Here is a 22,745-nt window from a genome sequence, read left to right as displayed (position 1 = left end):
CCGCCTTTTTCATCTGCGAAAAATAATAAAAAAACAACAATAAAAAAGACTGTTCCGTAACACCCCTTAACCAATAAATTATAAAGAAGCTGAGGAGTACCCTACGATGTCGCAGGAAAAGTCGTTTAAATCCAAACTCTGGGAATTTTTTCAAAGTCTCGGGAAAACCTTTATGTTTCCCGTCTCATTACTGGCTTTCATGGGGCTATTACTCGGGATAGGCAGTTCGGTCACCAGTCCTTCCGCGATCAGCAGTTTTCCGTTTCTCGGCAATGAATTTGTCCAGCTGACCTTTGGTTTTATGGCAATGGTCGGCGGCTTTGCTTTTACCTATCTGCCGGTGATGTTTGCCATGGCCATTCCGTTCGGGCTGGCAAACCGTAACAAGGCGGTCGGTGCCTTTGCCGGGTTTGTCGGCTATATGCTGATGAACATGAGCATCAATTATTACCTGACCGTCACCCACCAGCTTGCCGACCCGGCGATGATGAAACAGGTCGGGCAGTCTGTGGTGCTGGGGATCCAGACCCTCGAAATGGGTGTGCTGGGCGGGATTGTGGTCGGCGTTATCACCTATTTTCTGCATGAGCGTTTCCAGGATACCGTTCTGCATGATGCTTTTGCGTTTTTCGGCGGCATCCGTTTTGTACCGATTATCACCGCGCTGACAATGTCACTGGTCGGCCTCGCGATCCCGTTCCTGTGGGAATATGTCGCCATGGGCATTGCCGGGATCGGCCATATCATTCAGAGTACCGATGTTTTCGGCCCGTTCCTGTACGGTGTCGGCGTGCTGCTGCTCAAGCCATTCGGGCTGCACCATATTCTGCTGGCAATGGTGCGCTTTACCCCGGCCGGGGGCACGGAATTTGTTGACGGCAATGAAGTCGCCGGAGCCCTGAATATTTTCTATGCCGAACTGAAGGCCGGTCTGCCGTTCAGCCCGCATGTCACCGCGTTCCTGTCCCAGGGCTTTATGCCGACCTTTATCTTTGGTCTGCCGGCGGTGGCTTACGCTATCTACCGCACCGCAAAACCGGAGAACCGTCCGGTGATCAAAGGGTTATTACTGTCCGGAGTACTGGTTTCCGTGGTCACAGGGATTTCCGAGCCGATTGAGTTTCTGTTCCTGTTTATCGCGCCGGTGCTCTATATCTTCCACATTATTATGTCCGGTCTTGCCCTGCTGGTGATGGCACTGCTCGGCGTGACTATCGGGAACACTGACGGCGGGATTCTGGATCTGCTGATCTTCGGCATCATGCAGGGAACAGCCACCAAATGGTATCTGGTGTTCCCGGTCGGGATTATCTGGTTCGCTATCTACTTCTTTGTCTTCCGCTGGTACATTCTGAAGCATGATGTCAAAACGCCGGGCCGTGAAGATGCCGCTGACGGCGCGGAACAGGCAGTGAAAGCCAATACAAAAGCACGCGGCAAAGCCAAATACGATCACAACCTGATCCTCACCGCGCTCGGCGGCAAAGAGAATATTGATTCGCTGGATAACTGTATCACCCGTCTGCGTCTGGTGGTGAAAGATATGGATAAGGTGGATCAGAAAACCCTGAAAGAAGCCGGAGCTCTCTCTGTGGTGGTACTGGATGCCCACAGTGTCCAGGTGATTATCGGCCCGCAGGTGCAGAGTGTGAAATCCGGCATTGAAGCCTTAATTTAACAGGAACTGAGCATGTACGATTTTGATGAAATAATTGAGCGCAAAAGTGACCGCTGCCGGAAATGGGATCATCAGTATGTCTGTTCCCGTTTCGGGGATGTCCCGCAGGATTTCATTCCGCTGTGGATAGCGGATATGGATTTCAAATCCCCGCCCGCAGTAATTGAGCGGTTCACGCAGGTGGCACAACACGGTACCTTCGGCTACACCTGGTGCTTTGATGAATTTTACGATGCGGTGGTCCGCTTCCAGGCAGAGCGTCATCAGGTCACAGTTCAGCCGGAGTGGGTGACACTCAGTTACGGCACCGTTTCCACCCTGCACTACCTGGTGCAGGCATTTTGTCAGCCCGGTGACTGCGTGATGATGAACACACCGGTGTATGACCCGTTTGCCCATGCGGTGACCCGGCAGAATGTGACGGTACTGACCAACCCGCTGGTGGCACGGGATAACCGCTATCATCTTGATTTTGAGCATATTGAGGCGCAAATGCGCGAACACCGGCCGAAAGTCTGGCTGTTCTGCTCGCCGCATAATCCGTCCGGGCGTATCTGGACAGCAGCGGAGATCAAACAGGTCTCAGATTTGTGTCTGCAATACGGCGTGCTGCTGGTGATCGATGAAGTGCATGCGGAACATGTGCTGTACGGCAGCTTCACCGGCTGTCTGCGCCCGGGATGTGCGGCACCGGAGAATCTGATCCTGCTGACCTCGCCGAACAAAGCCTTTAACCTCGGCGGGCTGAAAACTTCTTACAGCATCATTCCGGACCCGGCACTGCGGGCACAGTTCCGCCGGCAGCTTGAGAAAAATTCGATTACATCTCCTAACCTGTTCGGCGTATGGGGCATTATTGAGGCTTACAACAACGGCACTGACTGGCTGGATGAGCTGAACCGTTATCTGAGAGGCAATGCGGATTATCTGACACAGGCCGTGGCGGCACATTTCCCGGACTGGCAGATGATGCAGCCGGAGTCCTCTTACCTCGCCTGGGTTAATATCAGCGCCACCGGACGCACAGCGACGGATCTGACACTGAATTATGCCCGGCAGACCGGCGTGGTGGTTGAGGATGGCAGTCATTATGTGGCGGATGGTGAACAGTATCTGCGGATTAACTTCGGTACGCCGCGCGCACTGCTGGCGGAAGCGGTAAACCGTCTGAAAAACGCCCGGTAACAGAAAAAAATTGGCGACCTTGCTGTATTCCGTCAACAGGGTCGCCATAATTACCGATGTTTTACCTTGTACTGACAACACTTAACTACTTTGATTTGTCATGCGTACTACAGTGAAAATCCATTTTCATCAGAGCATCGGGGCATGACACCTGTCCGCTCTTACTTCCGTGTAACGGTAAATTCCGTTTACCGTCCCCTTCCCGGGGTAAATCCGTTTATTACCTGTGGTGATAAAATACAGGCTCCCTGATAATACATCCGTGTGGTAAGTCCGTTTACACCGGCAACCTTGTCCGGTAACATCCGTTTATGTCCCTGAGGGATATATCCGTTATCCCGCTAAATCATTAAAAAATAATTCCTTTATTTTTTAAGATAATAACGTATCAGTCAGGTTATATTCGCATCCTTGCGGGTATATTAACTTATAACAATCCTGTTATAAGAAACATCTGTAACAACTGCATTTTTTAATATTTTCAGGGGTATATCTGAATATTAATTCACAGTTCATGTCAGACATGAAATTATAAAACAACACTTCGGTATTTCATTAAAATTGAGAGTAATAACGTGAACACACCTTCAATCTACATTTAAAACATTCAAAGGCCAATAAGAAAAGACTCAATTTAAAACAAGGTCTGTATTTTCCTTACATATAACAAACATAACTCAGTTCCTTATTGCGATAAAGATTATCATCATAAAATATAGCGTCAATAAGAAATGGATTAGCTTTATATGTAAATAGCGTATTTTTTTCATCGTTATTCCTTTTATTAGTAATTCTTCTTCTTCCGTTTATGACATAAAAAAACAACCATCAATACAAACACGGGATTAAATAACGTATTAATGCATTATAAAGATAAAAAATCCGGGCAAGCATGTCATATGATTACTTTGATGAAATTTAAGACCGAATTTTTTCTTATGCTGCTTCTGTGTTTTTAGGATAATACTCATATGATGAATAAACAACCTCTTTATCAAAAGACACATAACACACTAATATATTTTATATTTTACATTTTATATCTGTCGGATTTTTTTTGTAATAAACAAGAATAAGGCTGTCCGGTAACAAAAAAACAACAAGTAAATATTAATTTAGATGATGATCGCACGTGTTATTACGTAATCCATTTTTACCTTTGTCCGTTTATTTAAGATAATTGTACATTCTTAATTGGTATATATTATTTAATAAACTAATTCCTAATATAATTCCATTAGCGAAAAATGGAAATATCTTATTTAAAGAAAGTGTCATTAGCGGAATAGCCACTCCGCAGAATGCCTGAATTACCCGTCCCCTTTCCTGCACAGGGTTCCGGGGGATACCATTATCACTGCCGTTTCATTATCAAAATGAGATGATATCATTCTCATACTGCACAAACGCTGTTCACACTGCTTTTTATCGGTCCGGCTGACCGTAGCGGAAAGCCCTTCGCAAATCCCGGTGATACATTTCACAAATCGCAGATGATTTAAGAGATCTCTCACATTTTTATTTCTTTGTCGCGCCGCTGGTTCAGTTATTGCTTTATTCCCTGTACCAAACGATCCGCTGAGGCCGACGTATGACCTCTCATTCCATTTATTATAAAGGAGAGAAGGATGTCAGATCTCAATCATCCAACCTCTGATCTAATCTATCAGCTGGACGACAAGCCCCCGTTTTTCCAGGCCCTTCTTGGTGCGGTAACCCATTTATTGGCCCTGTTTGTTCCGATGGTGATGCCTGCCCTGATTGTGGGTAAAGCCCTGGATTTATCCGCCGATACCACAGCCTATCTGGTTTCTATGGTGATGATTGCCTCCGGCATCGGTACCTGGATACAGGTTCACCGCTACGGGCCGATGGGCTCCGGCCTGTTATCTATTCAGTCCGTCAATTTCTCATTTGTGACTGCCATGATTGCCATCGGTACCGCCATGCGCAGTGACGGGATCCATGAAGAACTGATTTTGTCCTCTCTGCTCGGCGTCTCTTTTGCCGGTGCTTTCCTGGTTGTCGGTTCCTCTTTTGTGCTGCCTTATCTGCGCCGGATAATCACCCCGACTGTCAGCGGCGTGGTGGTGCTGATGATCGGTCTGAGCCTTATCAAGGTCGGGATTATCGACTTCGGCGGCGGTTTCTCCGCCAAATCGGCCGGTACATACGGCAACTATGAAAATATCGGTGTGGGATTACTGGTCCTGCTGGTGGTGATTGGTTTTAACTGCTGCAAAAGTCCGCTGCTGCGGATGGGCGGGATCGCCATTGCCCTGGTGGCGGGCTACATTGCTTCACTGTTCCTCGGACTGGTGGATTTCAGCACTTATCAGAACACTGCGTTTATTACGGTACCGGTGCCGTTTAAATTCGGCTTCTCATTTAATTTCACCCACTTCCTGGTGGTCGCCATTATTTATATGCTCAGCGTGCTGGAAGCGGTCGGCAACCTGACAGCGACAGCCATGGTATCCAATCAGCCGATTAACGGTGAGGTGTACCAGAACCGGCTGAAAGGCGGTGTGATGGCGGATGGTGTGGTGTCCGTTATCGCGTCAGCTCTCGGCTCACTGCCGCTGACCACCTTTGCCCAGAACAACGGTGTGATCCAGATGACCGGTGTGGCCTCCAGTTATATCGGGCGCTTTATTGCTGTTATCCTGGTGTTCCTCGGCCTGTTCCCGGGTATCGGCTGGTTCTTTACCACCATTCCGGCACCGGTACTGGGCGGGGCAATGACACTGATGTTCTCCATGATCGCCATTGCCGGGCTGCGCATTATTATCTCCAACGGCCTGCGCCGCCGCGAAACCCTGATTGTGGCAACATCCCTGGGTCTCGGGCTGGGGGTTTCTTATGATCCGCAGATCTTCAGTATTCTGCCGCCGTCTTTATATATCCTTGCCGAGAACCCGATTTGTGTCGGCGGTCTGACGGCGATTATTCTGAATCTGCTGATCCCGGTCGGACAACCGCGTGGTGCAGCCAATGAGGAAGAGCCGGATATGCCGGCAGAGGAGCTCGGGGCAATGCCGGATATCCCGGATACAGAGCGTGACCTGCCGGATATGGCCATGAGTGCGGAGAACAAACGTGTTATCTGACCCCCTCTGATTTTTGCCCGTAAAAAAACCGCGATAATAATCATTATCGCGGTTTTGTTTTTATGGCTCTCCGTTATGCGTTACTGACCATCGCCTGCGGTGCCTGTGCCTGTTCATCGAACATACTCAGCATCTCGCGGGCGGCCTGACGACCGGCAGCCATAGCGGTGACCACCAGATCCGCGCCGTGCACCGCATCACCGGAAGCAAAAATTTTCGGGTTGGTGGTCTGATTACTCATACGACCGTTGCCGCCGGTTTTAATCTGTCCCCATTTATCCAGCTGAACATTATAACCACTGAGCCACGGCATCGGATGAGACTGAAAGCCGAACGCCATAATCAGCACATCCGCATCAAGGATAAATTCAGACCCTTCCACCGGTTTCGGACGGCGGCGGCCATCCGGCCCCGGTTCACCGAGTTGCGTGCGGATAAGCCCAATACCGCTGACCGCCCCCTGCTCAGTGCGGTCAATAAACTGCGGCTGTACGTTATAGAGGAATTCCACACCCTCTTCACGGGCGTTGATGACCTCTTTCTTCGAGCCCGGCATACTCGCCTCATCACGGCGGTAGGCGCAGATAACACTCTCAGCACCACGGCGGACAGCAGTACGGACACAGTCCATTGCGGTATCACCGCCGCCGAGTACCACCACTTTTTTCCCTTCCGCATCAATCCACGGGTATTCATCCGCCACCGGCAGCCCCATCACGTCGCGGGTACTGGCGATCAGGAACGGCAGCGCCTGCACCACGCCCGGGGAATCCTCATGCTCCAGCCCGGCTTTCATCATACCGTAGGTGCCGACACCCAGCAGTACCGCGTCATACTCACTCATCAGACGGCTGAACGGGATATCTTTACCGACCTCACAGTTCAGGCGGAAGGTGATCCCCATATCCGTGAAAATCTGCCGCCGCTGTGCCATCAGCTGTTTGTCCAGCTTGAACGGCGGGATCCCGAAGGTCAGCAATCCGCCGATTTCCGGATGGCGCTCAAACACCTCGGCCTTCACCCCGGCACGGGTCAGCACATCCGCACAGCCCAGTCCGGCTGGCCCGGCACCGATAATCGCGACACGTTCCGGGCGCGGAACCACATCCTCCGCCACGGACGGACGCCAGCCCATCTCAAAGGCGGTATCCGTGATATAGCGTTCAATATTCCCGACAGTGACCGCGCCGCCGTGGTTACGCAGCGTACAGCGGCTTTCGCACAATCTGTCCTGCGGGCAGACACGGCCGCAGATTTCCGGCAGTGAGCTGGTGGAGTTACTCAGCTCCGCCGCCTCAATAATTTTGCCTTCGCGCACCAGACGGACAAAATCCGGAATCGCGTTATGCAGCGGGCATGACATATTACACATTGCCTTTTGTGAACAGTACAGACAGCGCTCACTTTCATAACCGGCACACTGTTCATTCAGCCCGATATAAATTTCGCCGAAATGATTTTTACGCAGAGCCGCACTCTGTTTCTTTGTCCCTTCACGCGGCGGACGTTTGAGGATCTCAAAACGGATTTCCGACTGACGCGCCTGATTGTATGCACCGGTGGCCGCCCGCATCAGGCGGTCATTGCGCAGGATCACCAGTTTATGTTCATCCAGGATGCTGAGCGCACTGGTCGGGCAGTTAGCCACACACGCGGGCGACCCGCCGGTGGTATCACATAAATCGCATTTCTGCGCCAGTTCGTGCGAGTGATCGAACGTCATCACCATTTCCATCGCCCCGAACGGACAGACCAGCACACAGCTTTTACAGCCGATACATTTTTCCTGATCCAGTTTGACAATATTGTCCGCCATATACAGAGCATCCACCGGGCAGGCAGCGGCACAGGGGGCGTCTTCACACTGGCGGCAGGTGACAGCGAGGCTGTCACTCTCTTTGAACATGACGCGGATACGGGGGGCGTAATCACGGCTGTCATGTGGCCAGTGGTGATCATTATGCGCGACAACGCAGGCAATTTCGCAGGCGTGACATCCGATGCATTTCCGGCTGTCCGTAACTATACATTTGTTCATGTTCACCTATCGCTTTCCGGGTTTTCGGTATTGGTAACCATGCAATAACCGGGCACATTCGGCCCATCGTAGTCTGTTTTATGGTCATTTTGCGGGGCGGGTCAAATTCTGCGGATGCAGGAAGGCAATAACACACACGCAACAGGGCTACCGGATTTTTTTTACTTTAACGGGGAGCGGGATTTGTTTTTTTGACCTGACACGGTCTTAAGCGGAATAAAAAAAATTGAATCGTATCAGCTGGTAACAGCCGCTTCCGTTAAAGAAAGCGGCTGTGAGTGAGTACCGGGCAATCATCTGAACCGGTCAGACACCCGGCGCCACGGCCAGGCCGATAAACAATCCGGCAATAGTGGCACTCATCAGGTTGGATAATGTCGCTGCCAGCAGTGCGCGGATCCCGACACGGGCGATATCCGGTGCCCGCTCCGGTGCAACCGCACTGAACGCCCCGACCACCACCGCAATCGAGCCGAAGTTGGCAAAACCGCATAAGGCAAAAGAGATCACCGCAATCGTTTTGGCATCCAGCGTGCCGTCATGTAAATGCGGGGAGAAATCCACATAGGCCACGAACTCGTTGATCGCCAGTTTTTCGCCGATCAGGCTGCCCGCCAGCGCAATGTGCTCACTGCTCACCCCCATCAGATACGCCAGTGGTGAAAAAATATAGCCGAACAGGCTTTGCAGGCTGACGCCCTCAAAACCCATAACGCCGCCGAGGCCGCCAATCAGCCCGTTAATCAGGGCAATCAGGGCCACAAACGCCAGCACCACCGTTGCCACACCAACGGCAATTTTCAGCCCGAGCATTGCCCCGCCCGCTGCCGCCTCAATAATACTGGCAGGGCGTTTTTCACTGAAAGAGATTTCCGTGAATTCCACGGTGGATTCCTGTGTCGCCGGACTTAACATCCGCGCAAACAGGATCCCGCCCGGGATCGCCATCAGAGACGCCGCCAGCAGATATTCAATCGGTACGCCCAGCCCGGCGTAACCCACCAGCATTGACCCGGCGATGGAAGCCATACCGCTGCAAATCACGGTGAATAATTCATTGTTATTCATCCGGCTGACAAAGGGTTTCAGTACCGCCGGTAACTCATTCTGACCGAGGAAAATAGTGGTTACTGCCGCAAAGGATTCGATCTTGCTGATTTTCATGGTCTTCTGGAAGACATACGCCAGAATGTTGATCACCCAGCGCATAATGCCGAGGTAATACAAAATCGCGATCAGAGAAGTGATAAAGATAATGGCCGGTAAAACGCGGAATGCAAAGATAAACCCGGCGCCGTCAAATAACACATCCATTTTCGGGCCGACCAGGCTGCCGAAAATAAAGGAACTGCCCGCATCACTGTAGGCAATAACATTGTTCACGCCCGATGCGATGGTCTGAATAAACCATTTCCCCGCCGGGATATACAGCATGATGGCACCGAGTGCCACCTGTAACAGCAGTGCCGCGCCGACAGTGCGCAGACTGATTTTCCGCTTATTCACCGAAAAGATAAATGCTATCAGTAATAAAACGCCGATCCCCGCCAAACTCCGTAATAAATCCATAATCCGGCCCCGTGGTTATTATACTCATCAGTTGTATGCTGCAATGCCCGGTAAAGGCTGATTGTGAGATCAGCACCTTACCGGGTCTGGTATTTCATCCGTTGTTATGACCGGTTACCGGTCAGCCGCTTACAGTTGCTGATAAGCGGAGGCGATACGGGCAGCCAGTTTCGCGTTATTAAAGACCAGTTCAATGTTGGAGTTCACGCTGTTACCGCCGGTCAGCTCTGCCACACGGGCCAGCAGGAACGGTGTGCTTGCTTTGCCGTTAATGCCCTGCTCGTCCGCTTCGCGTACTGCCTGTGCGATCGCGCTGTTGATGGTTTCTTCCGGCATGGCGAACTCATGCGGGATCGGGTTGGCAATTACCATGCCGCCGTTCAGGCCGGTCGCCCACTTGGCGTGCAGTGCTTTTGCCACATTTTCCGGGGTTTCCATGCGGATAGTGACCGGGAATTCGCTTTCACGGCAGAAGAATGCCGGTAATTTATCCGTCTGATAACCGACAACCGGTACACCGTAAGTTTCCAGGTACTCGGTGGTCAGCCCCAGATCCAGGATAGATTTGGCACCCGCGCAGACAACCGCGACATTGGTTTGTGCCAGTTCCTGTAAATCCGCTGAGATATCAAAGGTGTGTTCCGCGCCGCGATGCACACCGCCGATCCCGCCGGTGGCAAAAACAGCAATCCCGGCCATTTCCGCGATAATCATGGTGGAGGCAACGGTCGTCGCACCGTGGATACCCTGGGCTATCACAAACGGCAGGTCGCGGCGGCTCACTTTCATCACCTTGTGGCCTTCTTTGCCGAGCATCTCAATCTCATCATGAGACAGGCCTGCTTTCATGCGGCCGTTAATCACCGCAATCGTCGCCGGGATCGCACCGTTGTCACGGATACGCTGTTCAACTTCCAGTGCCATTTTCACGTTGTCCGGATACGGCATGCCGTGAGAAATAATGGTGGATTCCAGTGCCACAACCGGCTTTTTCTCCGCGAGCGCCTGTGCAACCTCAGGGGAAATATCCAGATATTCTGCGTTCAGTTGTTGAGTTTTCATGCTTGTGATTCCATTAGTTTGTGAACACTGTCTTTTGACAGACCGGGATTATTTGTCAGCTCGCTGGCGAGCGTCAGGGCGGAGCAGCCCTGGGAAAAACGGATACTCTGTGACAGCGGCTCGCCTTCGAGCCAGCAGCGGGCGAGGCCTGCCATCATGGCGTCACCGGCACCGGTCACATTGACAATGTGGACACTGAACGGCTTCGACCAGCCGTTTTCGCCGCCTGCCTCGCTGTAATAAACACCTTCGCCGCCCATACTCAGGGCAATGCGCTGCACACCCTGCTCATGCAGAGCATTGGCGGCACGTACCACATCCTGTTTATTCTCCACTTTGATACCGGTGAGAATTTCCGCCTCAAAGCGGTTCGGTTTCAGGGTGTGGATATGGCTGAGCCACGGCTTGATTTTGTTTGCTTTGAACGCGGAAACGGTATCGACAAAGACCGGGACATTGCCCGCATTGGTAAACAGCCACTCCAGCGCGCCTTCTGACAGATTGCAGTCCGCCACCAGCACACCGGCGTGCCGGATCAGGTCGCGGGAAGTCGCCAGCAGCGCCGGGGTCAGTTTTTCCAGGATGCGCATGTCATTGATGGCAGTGATCATTTCACCCTGCGGATCCAGCAGTGACAGATAGGTTGACGTGGTTTCCCCGTGCAGACGATGCAGATTACTGACATTCACACCGGCCAGTTTTGCCTGCTCATACAGAGTGTTACCGTAGAAATCATCACCGATAACAGAGATAAAATGAGATTCGCAGCCCAGCAGGGCAATATTCTGGGCAATATTGCGTCCGACCCCGCCGGGTGAACATTTAATGTGACCGGGATTAGAATCTTCATACACCAGATTCAGGTCAGAATAACCACAAACATCCATATTGGCTGAACCGACAGTCACCACATAGCGGTGCTCGGAGAGGATGTATCCCTTACCCTTGATGTAGCCTTTATTCATCAGATTCATGATATGTCCGGCCACCGCAGAGCGGCTGATACCTAATACGCCGGCCAGTTCCTGCTGCGGAATGAGCGGGTCACGCCGGAGGATCTGAAGGATTTGTTTTTCTCGACTGGTCATAAGCGGACACTTGTTAGTTATTAAACATGTGCTTGTTTTATTTTTTGCCCGCGACAAAGTAAAGCGCTGAAATAAAGATTTCACCGGAATTTGAGTCATGATCGTAAAATGCAGGGTATGAGTTTTCAGCAGAAAAACCGGAAGGAGATCATGTTTTTTATATCTTCAAAAATAAAATAAAAAACACAAAATAATAACCTTCAAAAATAGAGGATTTAATTAAAAATAATTTTCATATCTATCAATCTGTTATGCACTGGTTGTCATATCATCAAACATGTGTTTGTTTTCATGATCTTAGAATAATAATATTGAAATATCTGTTTTATCGTTACATACATACTGTGATTGATATCAAATAAATCAGTCCGGAATAAAACCAGAAAACATCGGGTGTTTATTGTGGTAAATCTGTTTAAACTGATTAGCTGAATCGCTTATTCTTATTTTATTTTGAACTGACACGATTAATCAAGTTTTATATTAATTTGTTAATGAAATAACAAAACAGCCCGGAAACACTATCTGTTTCCGGGCTGCCGGTTTTATAGTGCTGTGCCGCTTTGCTGTCAGTGGTGCAGCATGTCGTGAACAATATCTTTTCCGCTCATCGTATAAGGGTAATACGTCGGCCAGTTATCCAGTTGAGTCAGCAGAGCCTCCTGGGATTCATTGCCCATATACAGGTGGAAATGACCTGCTTTTTCCGGCGCAATGATATGGTCGCTGAACTGGATATATTTCGGTGCATGACTATTTTTATCTTTGCACTCAAACAGATAACGCGCCCCTTTCTTGCCGGAGGTGTAATTCAGGATCCGGTAACCGGCATACTGATACTCACACTGATCCACCTTATCCCCGCGATGGAATTCGATGATATTATTTTCAATACCAATCATATCCACATCGGTTTTATATCCCTTTGTATAATAAGCGCGATACTCTTCTGCAGTTTTATCGCCGTTCTTCGCGGCTTTCGCCTGCATCACCGGGTCCAGCCCGCCGCTGGCCAGATAGGGTGCAACAGACTGCCAGACTCCGTCCCAGTCACTCAGCTGCCGGTCTTTGACATCCTTATCCGCAAAAATCCCTTCTGCGGCCTTGCGCTGTGCTTCTGTCTGCGGTTTGTCGTGGTGGTGTCCGTGTGCCGCTGCCGCACCGCTGAATAATCCCGCCAGTAACAATAACGGGAGAACTGATTTAACTGTCATAATCACCCCTGTACGGCTTTAAAACGCGGATTGGACTTACAAATCACATAAATACGGCCGCGACGGCGGACAATTTTACAGTCCGGATGGCGCTGTTTCGCACTTTTCAGTGAACTTAATACCTGCATCGGTTTTTTCCTCTTCTTTTAATGGACAAAACGCCCGAAACGCTTGGTAAAACGGGCCACATTCCCTTCCTGAGAGTGTGTTTTCTGTTTGCCGGTATAGAACGGGTGAGAATGAGATGAGACATCCAGAGTGACATAAGGATAAGTCTGCCCTTCAAACTCAATGGTTCTTTCCGTTCTGATGGTGGATCCGACTTTGAAATACACGTCTGCGGCGGTGTCGTGGAAGATGACAGTCCGGTAATCCGGATGAATATCGGGTTTCATGGTTGCCTCATTTTGTTATGTTATAATATAACAATAATGATTTTTATTGCGGTTGACCACTGTTTTTTAACCCTGATTTTTATACGGGAAAGGAGTGCGTTCGCGGAAAGAAAGGAAATATAAATCAGATCAAAAGGATATAAAAACGGGCAGCCACCGGTGAATACGGGGGCTGCCCGGGAAAAGTATCACAGTAAGAAATCAGTTCTCTGCCAGAAAGTCCTTATCCTCCAGTACCCGCAGCGGCTCAATATCACTCTCTTTTTTGATAACCAGAGACGGATCTGAGCGCAGACAGACACCACCGTAGTGACCACCGACCGTAAAGGTGCACATCTGGATATAGCGGCCTGCCACTTTCGGTAAACACCAGAGCTGCTGATAGACGTTTTCCTGCTCACCGAAACGGCCGCAGGTTTCATCCAGCACTTCATCACGGTGATCCACCAGCCCGATATTGCTGCCGCAGCGTCCGGCGATCGGTTTAACCGCGTAACCGGTCTGCCGCAGTTCATCACTGAGTTCAAACTCCGTATCCAGCAGATATGGATGATGCGGGAACAGCGACCACAGGATCGGCAGAATCGCTTTGTTGCCCGGGATCACCGTCCACAGTGGTTCAAATACACGGATTTCCGGACGCAGCAGCACATCAATCAGCCGCACATCATCTTCATGGCGCGGATGGCCGGTACGGATAGGCAGCGCGGAGTATGTCCGGTCGCTTTCGCTTTCCTGACGCAGTTGTTCCAGCGCCGTTTCCCACGCCCAGGTTTTCCAGACACATTTGAGCACACGCCCTTCGCCGTCGATGACCTGTCCGCTTTCGTTCCAGCTCAGTTCATCCAGCCCGTGAATGATCCGGTATCCGTACCCTGCCGCCGTGATGGCCTGCGCCATATTGAGGGCATGATAATCCTCTTCGCTGTCTTTATCCTGCATGATATGGATAAACGGCTTGGCCGAGGTATGCTTCCAGATATCGGCCAGCATGTCTGACAGGCGTTCCCCCGGATCCCGGCCTTCTGTCAGCCCGCCCTGTTTCGCCCATTTTTCAATAATCCGCCCGGTTTCCGCATGGCAGGAAGCTGAATCTGCATTGTATTCATACACCTTCAGCCCGCGCTCATCCATGCAGAAATCCAGTCTGCCGGTTACCATATCGTGACGGCGGTTTTGCCAGGAGAGCCGCAGTCTCGGCCAGAGGATTTCCGGGATATTAAATAATTTCAGCAGATTATCATCTTTCAGCACTTTTTCGGTGGCATGCAGATACATCAGATGAACTTCGTTGGTCGCCTGCATCAGGGCATTTTCGGCGGTTTCCGAAATGGTGAAATACTCGTGCGGATCCGCATTCAGATTGTGACCGTGATTCGCTTTGACATAGGCTTTTTCCATCGGATCCGACTCATCCAGCCATTTACCGGTGAAATCGGCTTTCTCGTCCAGGCGGGCGGCATGCAGTGTCATCAGCGCCGGGTTCACCGCCGGTTCGGTCCACGCATACTCATCATCAATTGTCTGGATCATCCAGCCGAGGATCTGCGTATCCGGGAACGTATCGGACAGGGTGTAATAACCGTCTTTGACATGCATCGGCAGCTCACGGGTCCATTGCTGACCGCGCGGCAGTTTATGATGAATGACATTCTGTTCAACAATCCGGACTTTATCCGCACACACCTGGGTTATCACCGCCACATGACCGGTGCGTTTAAACTCTCCTCCCTCCTGCCAGATAAGCAATGCCCCGGCTACCGGTGCCTGCTGACAGCCATTTTTAAACGCCCGCAGCGGCAGAATGCTGTCATCCACCACATGACGCAGAAAACGCAGGGAAAAAATCTCATACGCCATACCGACATCGGTAAACACCACACCGTAATTGAGATACAGGAAGCGGCGGGCAAATTCCACACACTGCCATTTGTATCCCATATATTCATTTCCGATATAACTGCGGAAGGAAATATCATCCTCTTTCTCTGCTTCCGTGATGGTATCGTAGTCAGAGGAATAGATAGCCACACCGCCGGGCGCATAGCCCAGTAATGTGCCGAAAGGTTCATGCTCCGTGATGATTCCACTCATAGTACGGCCTTACTGATATGATTTAGGTTGCCAATAATTGTGCTTACTGATAATTCAGTATACGCCCGTCCATAAAAAAACACCGATGCTTTTCTGCATCGGTGTCAATCAGCCCCCGGGTAATGCTTAGTGATTCACATCACGTTGCCGGACTTTCCTTTTTAGGATGATAACCGTTAAAGAACAGGTTGAGGATCACCGCGCTGACCGTTGCCAGCAGGATCCCGCTGTGCAGCAGCGGCTGTAAGAACATCGGCAGTTTGGCAAAGAAATTACCGGAGAGTGTCGGCGTCAGCCCGATGCCCAGGCTTATCGCCACAATATAGAGGTTGTAATTATTACCGCTGTAATCAACACGGGACAGAATGCGGATCCCTGTCGCCAGCACCATGCCGAACATCACCAGCCCCGCCCCGCCGAGCACAAACTGCGGAATAGAGGCGATCACCACCGCCATTTTCGGCAGCAGACCAAAGATAATCAGGATAAATCCGGAGACCACACACACCCAGCGGCTGTGAACTTTTGTCACCCCCACCAGCCCGACGTTCTGGGAAAATGAGGTATGCGGGAAACTGTTGAACAGACCGCCGATAACTGTCCCGATCCCGTCTACCCGCAGCCCGCGTACAATGTCATCTTTTCCGACCGGGCGGCCGACGATTTCCCCGAGCGCCAGAAACATCCCCATCGATTCAATAAAGACAATCAGCAGCACCACGCTGAGGGTGATAATGGAGATCGGCTCAAACGTTGGTGTACCCAGCGCCATCGGGGTAACCAGTTTAAACCAGGGGGCATCCGCATAACCGTCAAAACTGACCTCATTGCACATCAGCGATAGTACAAAGCCAAAGATAATCCCCAGTAATACCGAGATATTACAGAGAAAACCCTTACAGAATTTGGTGATAAACAGGATAGACAGCAGAACCGCAAATGAAATACCGAGGTAGAGCGGGTGACCATATTCCGGGTTACCTTTACCGCCGGCGGCCCAGTCGATCCCCACCTGCATAATACTCAGTCCGATAGAGGTGATCACAATACCGGTAACCATATTGGGGAAAAGCGGCATCAGTTTTCCCATCAGCGGGACTATCAGCGTTGTCAGCACCCCCGCCGCAATGGTGGCGCCGAAAATCCCCATCAGGCCGATATCCGGGTTGGCACCGATGGCCAGCATCGGTGTCACTGCCGCGAACGTCACAGACATAATCACCGGCAGACGGATACCGGCAAATTTTCCGATACCGATACACTGCAACAGTGTCACGATACCACAGCAAAACAGATCCGAACTGATAAGCAGTGTCACCACTTCCTTGCTCAGCCCCAGCCGGTCACCGATAACCAGCGGAACCGCCACCGCTCCGGCATACATCACCAGCACATGCTGTAATCCCAGCATCATCAGTTTTCCCGCGGGCAATATTTCTTCAACTTCGTCAATAACGGGCTTAACCGGTTCCTGTGCTTGATCCACACTATGATTGCTCATGAAACAGACTCCCTTACAACCGGGGCTCCCCGGCTTCGATTCGAAGATCTCGGAAAATGACCCCTGGCGTCAGGGTGTCTCACTATGATGACGAACCCGGCCCGGGTATCGGTTCATCATTTAAACGATTGAGCAAAATTCAGACCAGCGCGATTTTCTGTCAGCATAAATGCTGTGTTTCGTGACCGGTTTCCGGTTTTTTCAGGTATTTTCCCGCTGAAAACGAGATACCTGCCGCATTTTTATGACACTTGTAAGATGTCATTTTTCAGGCCATACGCCGTGACAATCGATTGCCTTCTCAATTTAATAATTCCGGTTATCACATTGATAGCGGCGTATCACCGGGCGTTTCCGGCTCCGTATAACAAAACGGGCCGCCGGTCATGATGACAGGCAGCCCGTTTGGCAGATAGTTCAGCAGATCAGAACAGTGTGGTCTGCGTTTCGGTCAGTGACACCAGTTCCGGGTGCACCATCTCATGCGCGGTAAATTCCGCAGACGGCTGCAGATAATCTGCTGTGCTGACCGCCGCATTGTGGCTTTCCGCCGGGATATCCTGTTCCGGTAACTGACTCAGCAGTTTGTCCAGGTTCACGGAGCCGTCATGACCGGAGAGCAGCCCGGTGGCAGCCAGTGCAGCTGCATCTTCAGACCCCGGCAACGCAGACATATCTGTTCCATCGTGCTGACCGGTGGTGTCATAGTGAATGCTGAACGGATCAGATTCCGCGCCGCTCACACCATTACCTTCAACACGCGCGGTGTAATGGTAAGTCTGTCCCTGCTCAAAATCGACGGTGGTATCATTGAATGTCCATTTACCGTCACTCTCCACCGTGGCATACCCCGCCACATGACCATCACGGGAGATTACCACCACCTGGCCTTCCGCCGGGGCACTGTTCAGATGGCCGGTCAACACCGGTGTCATTGCTGACAGGTTTTCAGGATCAGCCCCGGCAGAATCCGCAACATCATCAATGGCGGCAATCGCGGTAATATCAGCCGGCACATCTGTACTCTCCTGATCATCCGCCACAGTATTACCGTTATCATCTGTGCCGGTATTATTGTTACCCTGCTCATCCGAACCGGTGTGACTGTTACCGCCGGTCTCTGTTCCGGTGTTTTCTGTTCCGGTATTGCTGTTACCTTTATTGTCTGTACCCGTGTTACCGCCAGCGCTGTTTTCTGTTCCGGCGTTACTGTTGCCTTTATCATCCGTACCGGCATTGCCGTTGCCGGTATCATCAGTACCGGTATTTCCGTTATCTTTCTCACCGGCATTGGTATTGCCGTTATCTTTGTTATCAGCGGATGAATCATTATTTTTATGATCATCATCTGAATTATTATTTTTGGCGATTACCGCAGCAGTTCCTCCGGCGACTGCCAGCCCCAGAAAGGTCAGCACTTCCCAGCTCAAACCGGAAGATTCCCAGGTAATCGGCGCCAGCAGTTTTTCTCCCGGCTGCTGAACCGCCGCCTGTTTATCGGCCATACTGCCGATATTGTCATGCTCCACCGCAGATTGCGGCGTGTAGTCATGCACCTGTTTATCCGCGGCTTCGCCGATAATCTGGCCGGGAACCAGATAATAATCCTCAATGACCACCGACGGATCTTCTTCACCCATCAGAAATAATTTCAGGTTATTACCGTCGCGGATCATGATCGCTTTCTGCGGTGCTGTTCCGGTTTGTTTATCGACCAGCACATAATCCACTCCCGGAACGGCTTTCAGCACATTAACCCCGTCTTTGACTGAGGTTACTGCTTTTTTTGTCACGCGCGTTGCTTTATCAACAACACCGATAACGATAGGCATATTACATAACTCCTGTATATAAAATGAAGCAGGTGCTCACCGAACCTATTTCAGAACAATAAATTCTGCTTAATCCCTGACTCAGAAATTACCCTGCATCATTATCCGGAAATGAAAAATGAACATAAAATGAGATAAATACCGGATATCTGACGATGGTTCACAATAACGGTCTGCAATAACAATGGCATTAATATTACCGACAATATAACGTGAATTGAATAATGTTTTACTCTTTGAACATTCCGATTATTCTTAAATATAAAACCTGACACTCTCACGCATGAAAATTATATTTTCACCAACAATAAAAAATAACATGCAGATGTATTAAAAATAAAAATTTACTCTCCTAAATCATACCGCCGGAATATAACACTACAAACAAAAGACAATGTCTATTTTTAAAAAGTAACATTATCAGGACTTATCTTATAATCCGTCTGCCGTCTGTAAGCCATTTTTATTCTCTCTGATATAGTGATAGCATTCTGAATAATAAATTTCTGAACAGAAATCTCATTACCCTCTGAATATCCGGGCGATAACATTATGGAAAATAAAAAATTATCTGAATTTGAAATCTGTACAACCCGCGGTGACCACCGGTTCCTGCTGACTTCCGGCCCCGATTACATCAGTGGTATATTACGCGGCGGAGAACTCTGGAATGCAACCTCAATCAATATCAGTCAGCGCCTGCTGGAATTTTCGGCGGCACCGGTTATTTATGATATTGGTGCCAACCTCGGCTCCTGGACAATCCCGGTGGGCCATTATTTTCAGCACCGTAATGGTATTGTTTATTCCTTTGAGCCTCAGCGTCAGGTCTATAATCAGCTCTGTGGTAATATCTATCTGAATAAACTGAAAAACTGTTATACCTTTAACTCCGCCCTTGGCGATTATGATGGTGAAATCGATGTCCCGGTACCGGATCCGTGTACCGACAATAACCTCGGTGCCGTCTCCCTGGATAAAACCATCTTCCTGGAGCAACGCTGCGGCTCAGAATTTCCCACAGAAAAAAGGACAATCAATACACTGGATACACTGAATATGCCACATGCCAGCCTGATTAAAATCGATGCCCAGGGCCTGGAACTGGAGGTTCTGAAAGGCGGCAGAAAATGGATACAGGCATCCGGTTACCCTTACATTATTTTCACCACATGGGGCGACTATATGAAATCCACCATAGAGAAAAATAAACACCTTTTTTCTTTATTACAGGATGAAATGGGGTATGAGTTGCTTCAGATAGAGAATTTCTTTGTTGCTCAGCATAAAAACAATGAAGGCGGAAAACTGGTAATGACACCAAACGGTTATATTGTAAAACGTGAGACATCACAGTTTGGTATGGATTTTTTAAGCCTCTGATCTGCATTGAAAAATAAAAAGGAAGCTGATGCTTCCTTCTTATTTCAGCGGTAATTCAGACTAACCTGCTGAGTTTCCATATCATAAGAACCTTTGATACGCAGATCCAGCGGATAAGGATCCCAGTAAACCAGTGTTCTTATTTCAAAAACAATAATACCATACTGCGCATACTGATCTTTTCCCGCCAGCGGCGTAATAATCAGAGAGTCAGGAATAACCCGGCTTTCAAAACGCAGAATAGCCCGGCGCAACTTCTCCTCAACCTGTTCCCAGCTCAGCTGTCTGGCATAGACGCCGGTTAACGGCGCAATACCATAATTAATGACTGAGTCGACAACCGGTGATTTGCTGTAACGCTGTAATTCACCTTCTGTATTTTCAGTACTGAAAATCGTCAGGAGATCACGCAATATCACCTCACGCATTTTGCGTGAATCGAAATAGAATTTATCGGCAGGCTCACGCCGCTCTTTCGGATGATCATCAATCAGCCGGTCAAGCAATGCAGGCATATATTGCTTTTTATTATCCTGCATGTTCAGTTTCAGCACCGGCCATTGTCATGGAAACCTTATTCAGTTCAGATAACGGATATTCTCCCTGGTCAGTAATGACCATTTTTCCGCCTTTCCCTGTCAGGAAATATTCTGATACCTGCTCCCATTGTGTTTCAAAACCCAGCTTAATTTTGTCACTGTCTGTATCACGGACAGGATAACGGGCCGGAATATAGCCGTAAAAAATATCATTTTTTACTTTAACCTGGGCATGAATCCAAACCAGATCCAGTAAATCCCGCGGTTTAACAATATTGATAGTTTCAATATCCGCAAACGGTACCCAGCGGTAGCCGCCGGCGACAATAAATTCACAGATAGGTCCCAGGCGGCTGTCATTATCTGCCATCCAGGCAAAATCACCGATTTTCTCACCGTTGCCGCCGGCTGCCGGGGCATTTTCAAATGCCTGTAAGCGCAGTGCCTCCGATTTATCCGGCTTATTCTCAATCAGTAATTTATTGGCTTCCCAGACCGATTTCATCCATTCAGGTAATTCCTGCTGTAATGTCATCGGCTCACGTTTTCCTTTCAGGATCTCTTCGCGCAGAATTTCACTGAATACCAGGTTTTTATACAACTCAAGCTGACGGTCATCATCCTGACCATCAATTAATGACCAGGTTTCCAGCTGAACCATTGCCTTTTCCCAGTAACCTTTCAGGCAACACAATTTAAATAAAGTCTCACGAATAACTAAGTCGTTCGGCTTCTGTTTTACCTTATTGAGAGTGTCATCAAAAAATTCATCCAGCGATGAGTTGGCAAGAATATCGGAGAGTTTTTGTGTTGTGGCCATGTAAAAATCCTTAAGTGATTATAAACGGCTGTCTAAGCCTAATTTATAAAGTTCCTTTGAAACAAGTGAGGAAACAGAGTCTTTTGCATACGGAATAATTCCGTTCGGCGCCAGCATTCTCAGAATGTCATAGACCTCATGCTCGTCCTGTGTTAAATCAACTTCTTCCATTGTGGACAATTCACGCCAGACACGATCCATAAATGCCGACGTTTCAAAAATACACTCTGTCAGATTCAGATCTTTTATCTGCTCACAGAGTGAATCAAAACTGCCGTCATCATCCGCGGCAGATAATTTTGCCTCTTCAGTGACTGCATGATTTTCAGTTTGCGGGGAATCAATTTCCCCCCATAACAGGAACTTTTTATACTCTATTTCCAGTTTTTTTAATTCATCACCGCTTTTTCTGCTCTCTTCTGCGGCATATTCTATGGAAATAAATCCCGCACCCTGCGGTAATATTTCATTAATTTCAAGATTAGTGAAATCAACCTTTGTCGGTGTCAGTTCTGTTAATGCTTCTATAACTGATGCTGACTGATTATTTTCCGCCGCGACAAAGGTCAGTGAAAAATGACCAATCTGAATGGCAGAACCGTATATCAGCCGGATTTTTGAACCAAATGCGACCTGCTGTTTATTGACTACGCAAACCAGTTCTCGGCAGATATTCTGCAAAACAGGACCGGTGTTGGTGTAATAAAACAGAACATCGGTATCCTGCGATTCACCGGCATGTAATGTAACATCCGCAGTAAACGCATTAATCACCACCGGATTATCGATGGTGTTCAGCTCTGTCAGTTTGACCGACCCTTTACGGGTCGGCCAGTTAAAATGCAATAGCATGATTAGGGGCCGATAAATACATTACATGAACCCGTTGATACCACTGTCCCGCAGCCACCACAATCCCCGGCGCGTGCCGCCGGGATATTATTGACAAAGACGGTACAGGATGCGGTGCATATGCAACTTTTAACATGAATAGCACAACATACCGGCGCCCCCAGGAAGGTTTGCGGGATACAGTTGGTAAACACGTTACATGAACCCAGTTCCACCACACCGCAATGGCAGGCTAAGTCGCCCATTCTTGCTGCTGGTAACATATTGTCTCCTTATATCCACTATCTGATACAGCCCCCTGAGGGGCTGTGGTAACTCAAGGCTCCCCGGTAATAATCGGAGTCGTCGTCGGTTCCGGTGTCGTTGGTTCCGGTGTCGTCGGTTC

At 49.5% G+C, this 22,745-nt stretch carries 18 protein-coding genes; 4 read left to right on the top strand and 14 right to left on the bottom strand.

Features of this window, described 5'->3' with window-relative positions; all coding sequences use genetic code 11:
- Window positions 1-106 precede the first annotated feature (106 nt).
- The 3 genes from malX (at window position 107) to U868_RS0107095 (ending at window position 5,973) form a co-directional block, all read left to right on the top strand.
- Window positions 107-1,678, top strand: a complete 1,572-nt coding sequence (gene malX / locus U868_RS0107115) for a maltose/glucose-specific PTS transporter subunit IIBC (protein ID WP_025152688.1) — start codon at window positions 107-109, stop codon at window positions 1,676-1,678.
- Window positions 1,679-1,690: 12 nt separating this feature from the next.
- A complete protein-coding gene (locus U868_RS0107110) occupies window positions 1,691-2,863 on the top strand; it encodes a MalY/PatB family protein (RefSeq protein ID WP_025152687.1) in 1,173 nt (390 codons plus the stop codon).
- A gap of 1,628 nt (window positions 2,864-4,491) precedes the next feature.
- The gene (locus U868_RS0107095) at window positions 4,492-5,973 is read left to right on the top strand and encodes a nucleobase:cation symporter-2 family protein (protein ID WP_025152686.1); all 1,482 of its coding nucleotides are present in this window, start codon (window positions 4,492-4,494) and stop codon (window positions 5,971-5,973) included.
- A 73-nt stretch (window positions 5,974-6,046) separates the two neighbouring features.
- Here the strand turns inward: U868_RS0107095 and U868_RS0107090 are convergent, their stop codons facing one another.
- The 10 genes from U868_RS0107090 to U868_RS0107040 all read right to left on the bottom strand — a co-directional run bounded on the left by U868_RS0107090 (window position 6,047) and on the right by U868_RS0107040 (window position 18,766).
- Complete coding sequence (locus tag U868_RS0107090; protein ID WP_025152685.1) at window positions 6,047-8,011, bottom strand: FAD-dependent oxidoreductase; 1,965 nt, start codon at window positions 8,009-8,011, stop codon at window positions 6,047-6,049.
- Between the two features lie 306 nt (window positions 8,012-8,317).
- Window positions 8,318-9,580: a NupC/NupG family nucleoside CNT transporter gene (locus U868_RS0107085; protein WP_025152684.1), complete on the bottom strand. Its 1,263-nt coding sequence runs from the start codon at window positions 9,578-9,580 to the stop codon at window positions 8,318-8,320.
- A 129-nt stretch (window positions 9,581-9,709) separates the two neighbouring features.
- On the bottom strand, window positions 9,710-10,642 hold the full coding sequence (locus tag U868_RS0107080) for a pseudouridine-5'-phosphate glycosidase (protein ID WP_025152683.1): 933 nt from the start codon (window positions 10,640-10,642) through the stop codon (window positions 9,710-9,712).
- Complete coding sequence (locus U868_RS0107075) at window positions 10,639-11,730, bottom strand: PfkB family carbohydrate kinase (protein ID WP_004237698.1); 1,092 nt, start codon at window positions 11,728-11,730, stop codon at window positions 10,639-10,641. Before U868_RS0107075 ends, U868_RS0107080 begins: the two co-directional genes overlap by 4 nt.
- A 569-nt stretch (window positions 11,731-12,299) precedes the next feature.
- Complete coding sequence (zinT, locus tag U868_RS0107070) at window positions 12,300-12,944, bottom strand: metal-binding protein ZinT (RefSeq protein ID WP_025152682.1); 645 nt, start codon at window positions 12,942-12,944, stop codon at window positions 12,300-12,302.
- Between the two features lie 2 nt (window positions 12,945-12,946).
- Entirely contained in the window at window positions 12,947-13,072 is a 126-nt protein-coding gene (ykgO, locus tag U868_RS0107065) for a type B 50S ribosomal protein L36 (protein ID WP_004237696.1), read from the bottom strand.
- An 18-nt stretch (window positions 13,073-13,090) separates the two neighbouring features.
- Window positions 13,091-13,339, bottom strand: a complete 249-nt coding sequence (locus tag U868_RS0107060; RefSeq protein WP_024474782.1) for a type B 50S ribosomal protein L31 — start codon at window positions 13,337-13,339, stop codon at window positions 13,091-13,093.
- 201 nt (window positions 13,340-13,540) lie between these two features.
- Entirely contained in the window at window positions 13,541-15,433 is a 1,893-nt protein-coding gene (gene gss / locus U868_RS0107055) for a bifunctional glutathionylspermidine amidase/synthase (protein WP_025152681.1), read from the bottom strand.
- Between the two features lie 139 nt (window positions 15,434-15,572).
- A complete protein-coding gene (locus U868_RS0107050; protein WP_025152680.1) occupies window positions 15,573-16,934 on the bottom strand; it encodes a nucleobase:cation symporter-2 family protein in 1,362 nt (453 codons plus the stop codon).
- A 425-nt stretch (window positions 16,935-17,359) separates the two neighbouring features.
- Window positions 17,360-18,766: a hypothetical protein gene (locus U868_RS0107040; RefSeq protein ID WP_025152679.1), complete on the bottom strand. Its 1,407-nt coding sequence runs from the start codon at window positions 18,764-18,766 to the stop codon at window positions 17,360-17,362.
- A 552-nt stretch (window positions 18,767-19,318) separates the two neighbouring features.
- Between U868_RS0107040 and U868_RS23510 the strand changes: the two genes are divergently transcribed.
- Window positions 19,319-20,149, top strand: coding sequence for an FkbM family methyltransferase (locus U868_RS23510; RefSeq protein WP_025152678.1), 831 nt, complete (start codon window positions 19,319-19,321; stop codon window positions 20,147-20,149).
- Window positions 20,150-20,193: 44 nt separating this feature from the next.
- On the opposite strand, the gene U868_RS0107030 is transcribed toward U868_RS23510, so the two are convergent.
- Genes U868_RS0107030 through U868_RS25455 form a run of 4 tightly spaced genes read right to left on the bottom strand, consistent with a single transcriptional unit; the run spans window position 20,194 to window position 22,623 of the window.
- Window positions 20,194-20,688: a type VI secretion system baseplate subunit TssE gene (locus U868_RS0107030; protein ID WP_025152677.1), complete on the bottom strand. Its 495-nt coding sequence runs from the start codon at window positions 20,686-20,688 to the stop codon at window positions 20,194-20,196.
- On the bottom strand, window positions 20,678-21,508 hold the full coding sequence (locus U868_RS0107025; RefSeq protein WP_025152676.1) for a type VI secretion system accessory protein TagJ: 831 nt from the start codon (window positions 21,506-21,508) through the stop codon (window positions 20,678-20,680). The genes U868_RS0107030 and U868_RS0107025 overlap by 11 nt, the downstream gene beginning before the upstream one ends.
- A gap of 18 nt (window positions 21,509-21,526) precedes the next feature.
- The gene (locus tag U868_RS0107020; protein WP_025152675.1) at window positions 21,527-22,360 is read right to left on the bottom strand and encodes a TagK domain-containing protein; all 834 of its coding nucleotides are present in this window, start codon (window positions 22,358-22,360) and stop codon (window positions 21,527-21,529) included.
- A 2-nt stretch (window positions 22,361-22,362) separates the two neighbouring features.
- On the bottom strand, window positions 22,363-22,623 hold the full coding sequence (locus U868_RS25455; protein ID WP_029990819.1) for a PAAR domain-containing protein: 261 nt from the start codon (window positions 22,621-22,623) through the stop codon (window positions 22,363-22,365).
- Window positions 22,624-22,745: the final 122 nt, after the last annotated feature.

The sequence above is a fragment of the Morganella morganii H1r genome, assembly GCF_000633515.1.
GTDB classification, from domain to species: domain Bacteria; phylum Pseudomonadota; class Gammaproteobacteria; order Enterobacterales; family Enterobacteriaceae; genus Morganella; species Morganella morganii_B.
This window is presented reverse-complemented; position numbering and strand designations above follow the sequence as displayed.

Bases quoted from the DNA above. Each gene is read 5' to 3' on its own strand.
- malX (WP_025152688.1), top strand. From the start codon at position 107: ATGTCGCAGGAAAAGTCGTTTAAATCCAAACTCTGGGAATTTTTTCAA.
- U868_RS0107110 (WP_025152687.1), top strand. From the start codon at position 1,691: ATGTACGATTTTGATGAAATAATTGAGCGCAAAAGTGACCGCTGCCGG.
- U868_RS0107095 (WP_025152686.1), top strand. From the start codon at position 4,492: ATGTCAGATCTCAATCATCCAACCTCTGATCTAATCTATCAGCTGGAC.
- U868_RS0107090 (WP_025152685.1), bottom strand. From the start codon at position 8,011: ATGAACAAATGTATAGTTACGGACAGCCGGAAATGCATCGGATGTCAC.
- U868_RS0107085 (WP_025152684.1), bottom strand. From the start codon at position 9,580: ATGGATTTATTACGGAGTTTGGCGGGGATCGGCGTTTTATTACTGATA.
- U868_RS0107080 (WP_025152683.1), bottom strand. From the start codon at position 10,642: ATGAAAACTCAACAACTGAACGCAGAATATCTGGATATTTCCCCTGAG.
- U868_RS0107075 (WP_004237698.1), bottom strand. From the start codon at position 11,730: ATGACCAGTCGAGAAAAACAAATCCTTCAGATCCTCCGGCGTGACCCG.
- zinT (WP_025152682.1), bottom strand. From the start codon at position 12,944: ATGACAGTTAAATCAGTTCTCCCGTTATTGTTACTGGCGGGATTATTC.
- ykgO (WP_004237696.1), bottom strand. From the start codon at position 13,072: ATGCAGGTATTAAGTTCACTGAAAAGTGCGAAACAGCGCCATCCGGAC.
- U868_RS0107060 (WP_024474782.1), bottom strand. From the start codon at position 13,339: ATGAAACCCGATATTCATCCGGATTACCGGACTGTCATCTTCCACGAC.
- gss (WP_025152681.1), bottom strand. From the start codon at position 15,433: ATGAGTGGAATCATCACGGAGCATGAACCTTTCGGCACATTACTGGGC.
- U868_RS0107050 (WP_025152680.1), bottom strand. From the start codon at position 16,934: ATGAGCAATCATAGTGTGGATCAAGCACAGGAACCGGTTAAGCCCGTT.
- U868_RS0107040 (WP_025152679.1), bottom strand. From the start codon at position 18,766: ATGCCTATCGTTATCGGTGTTGTTGATAAAGCAACGCGCGTGACAAAA.
- U868_RS23510 (WP_025152678.1), top strand. From the start codon at position 19,319: ATGGAAAATAAAAAATTATCTGAATTTGAAATCTGTACAACCCGCGGT.
- U868_RS0107030 (WP_025152677.1), bottom strand. From the start codon at position 20,688: ATGCAGGATAATAAAAAGCAATATATGCCTGCATTGCTTGACCGGCTG.
- U868_RS0107025 (WP_025152676.1), bottom strand. From the start codon at position 21,508: ATGGCCACAACACAAAAACTCTCCGATATTCTTGCCAACTCATCGCTG.
- U868_RS0107020 (WP_025152675.1), bottom strand. From the start codon at position 22,360: ATGCTATTGCATTTTAACTGGCCGACCCGTAAAGGGTCGGTCAAACTG.
- U868_RS25455 (WP_029990819.1), bottom strand. From the start codon at position 22,623: ATGTTACCAGCAGCAAGAATGGGCGACTTAGCCTGCCATTGCGGTGTG.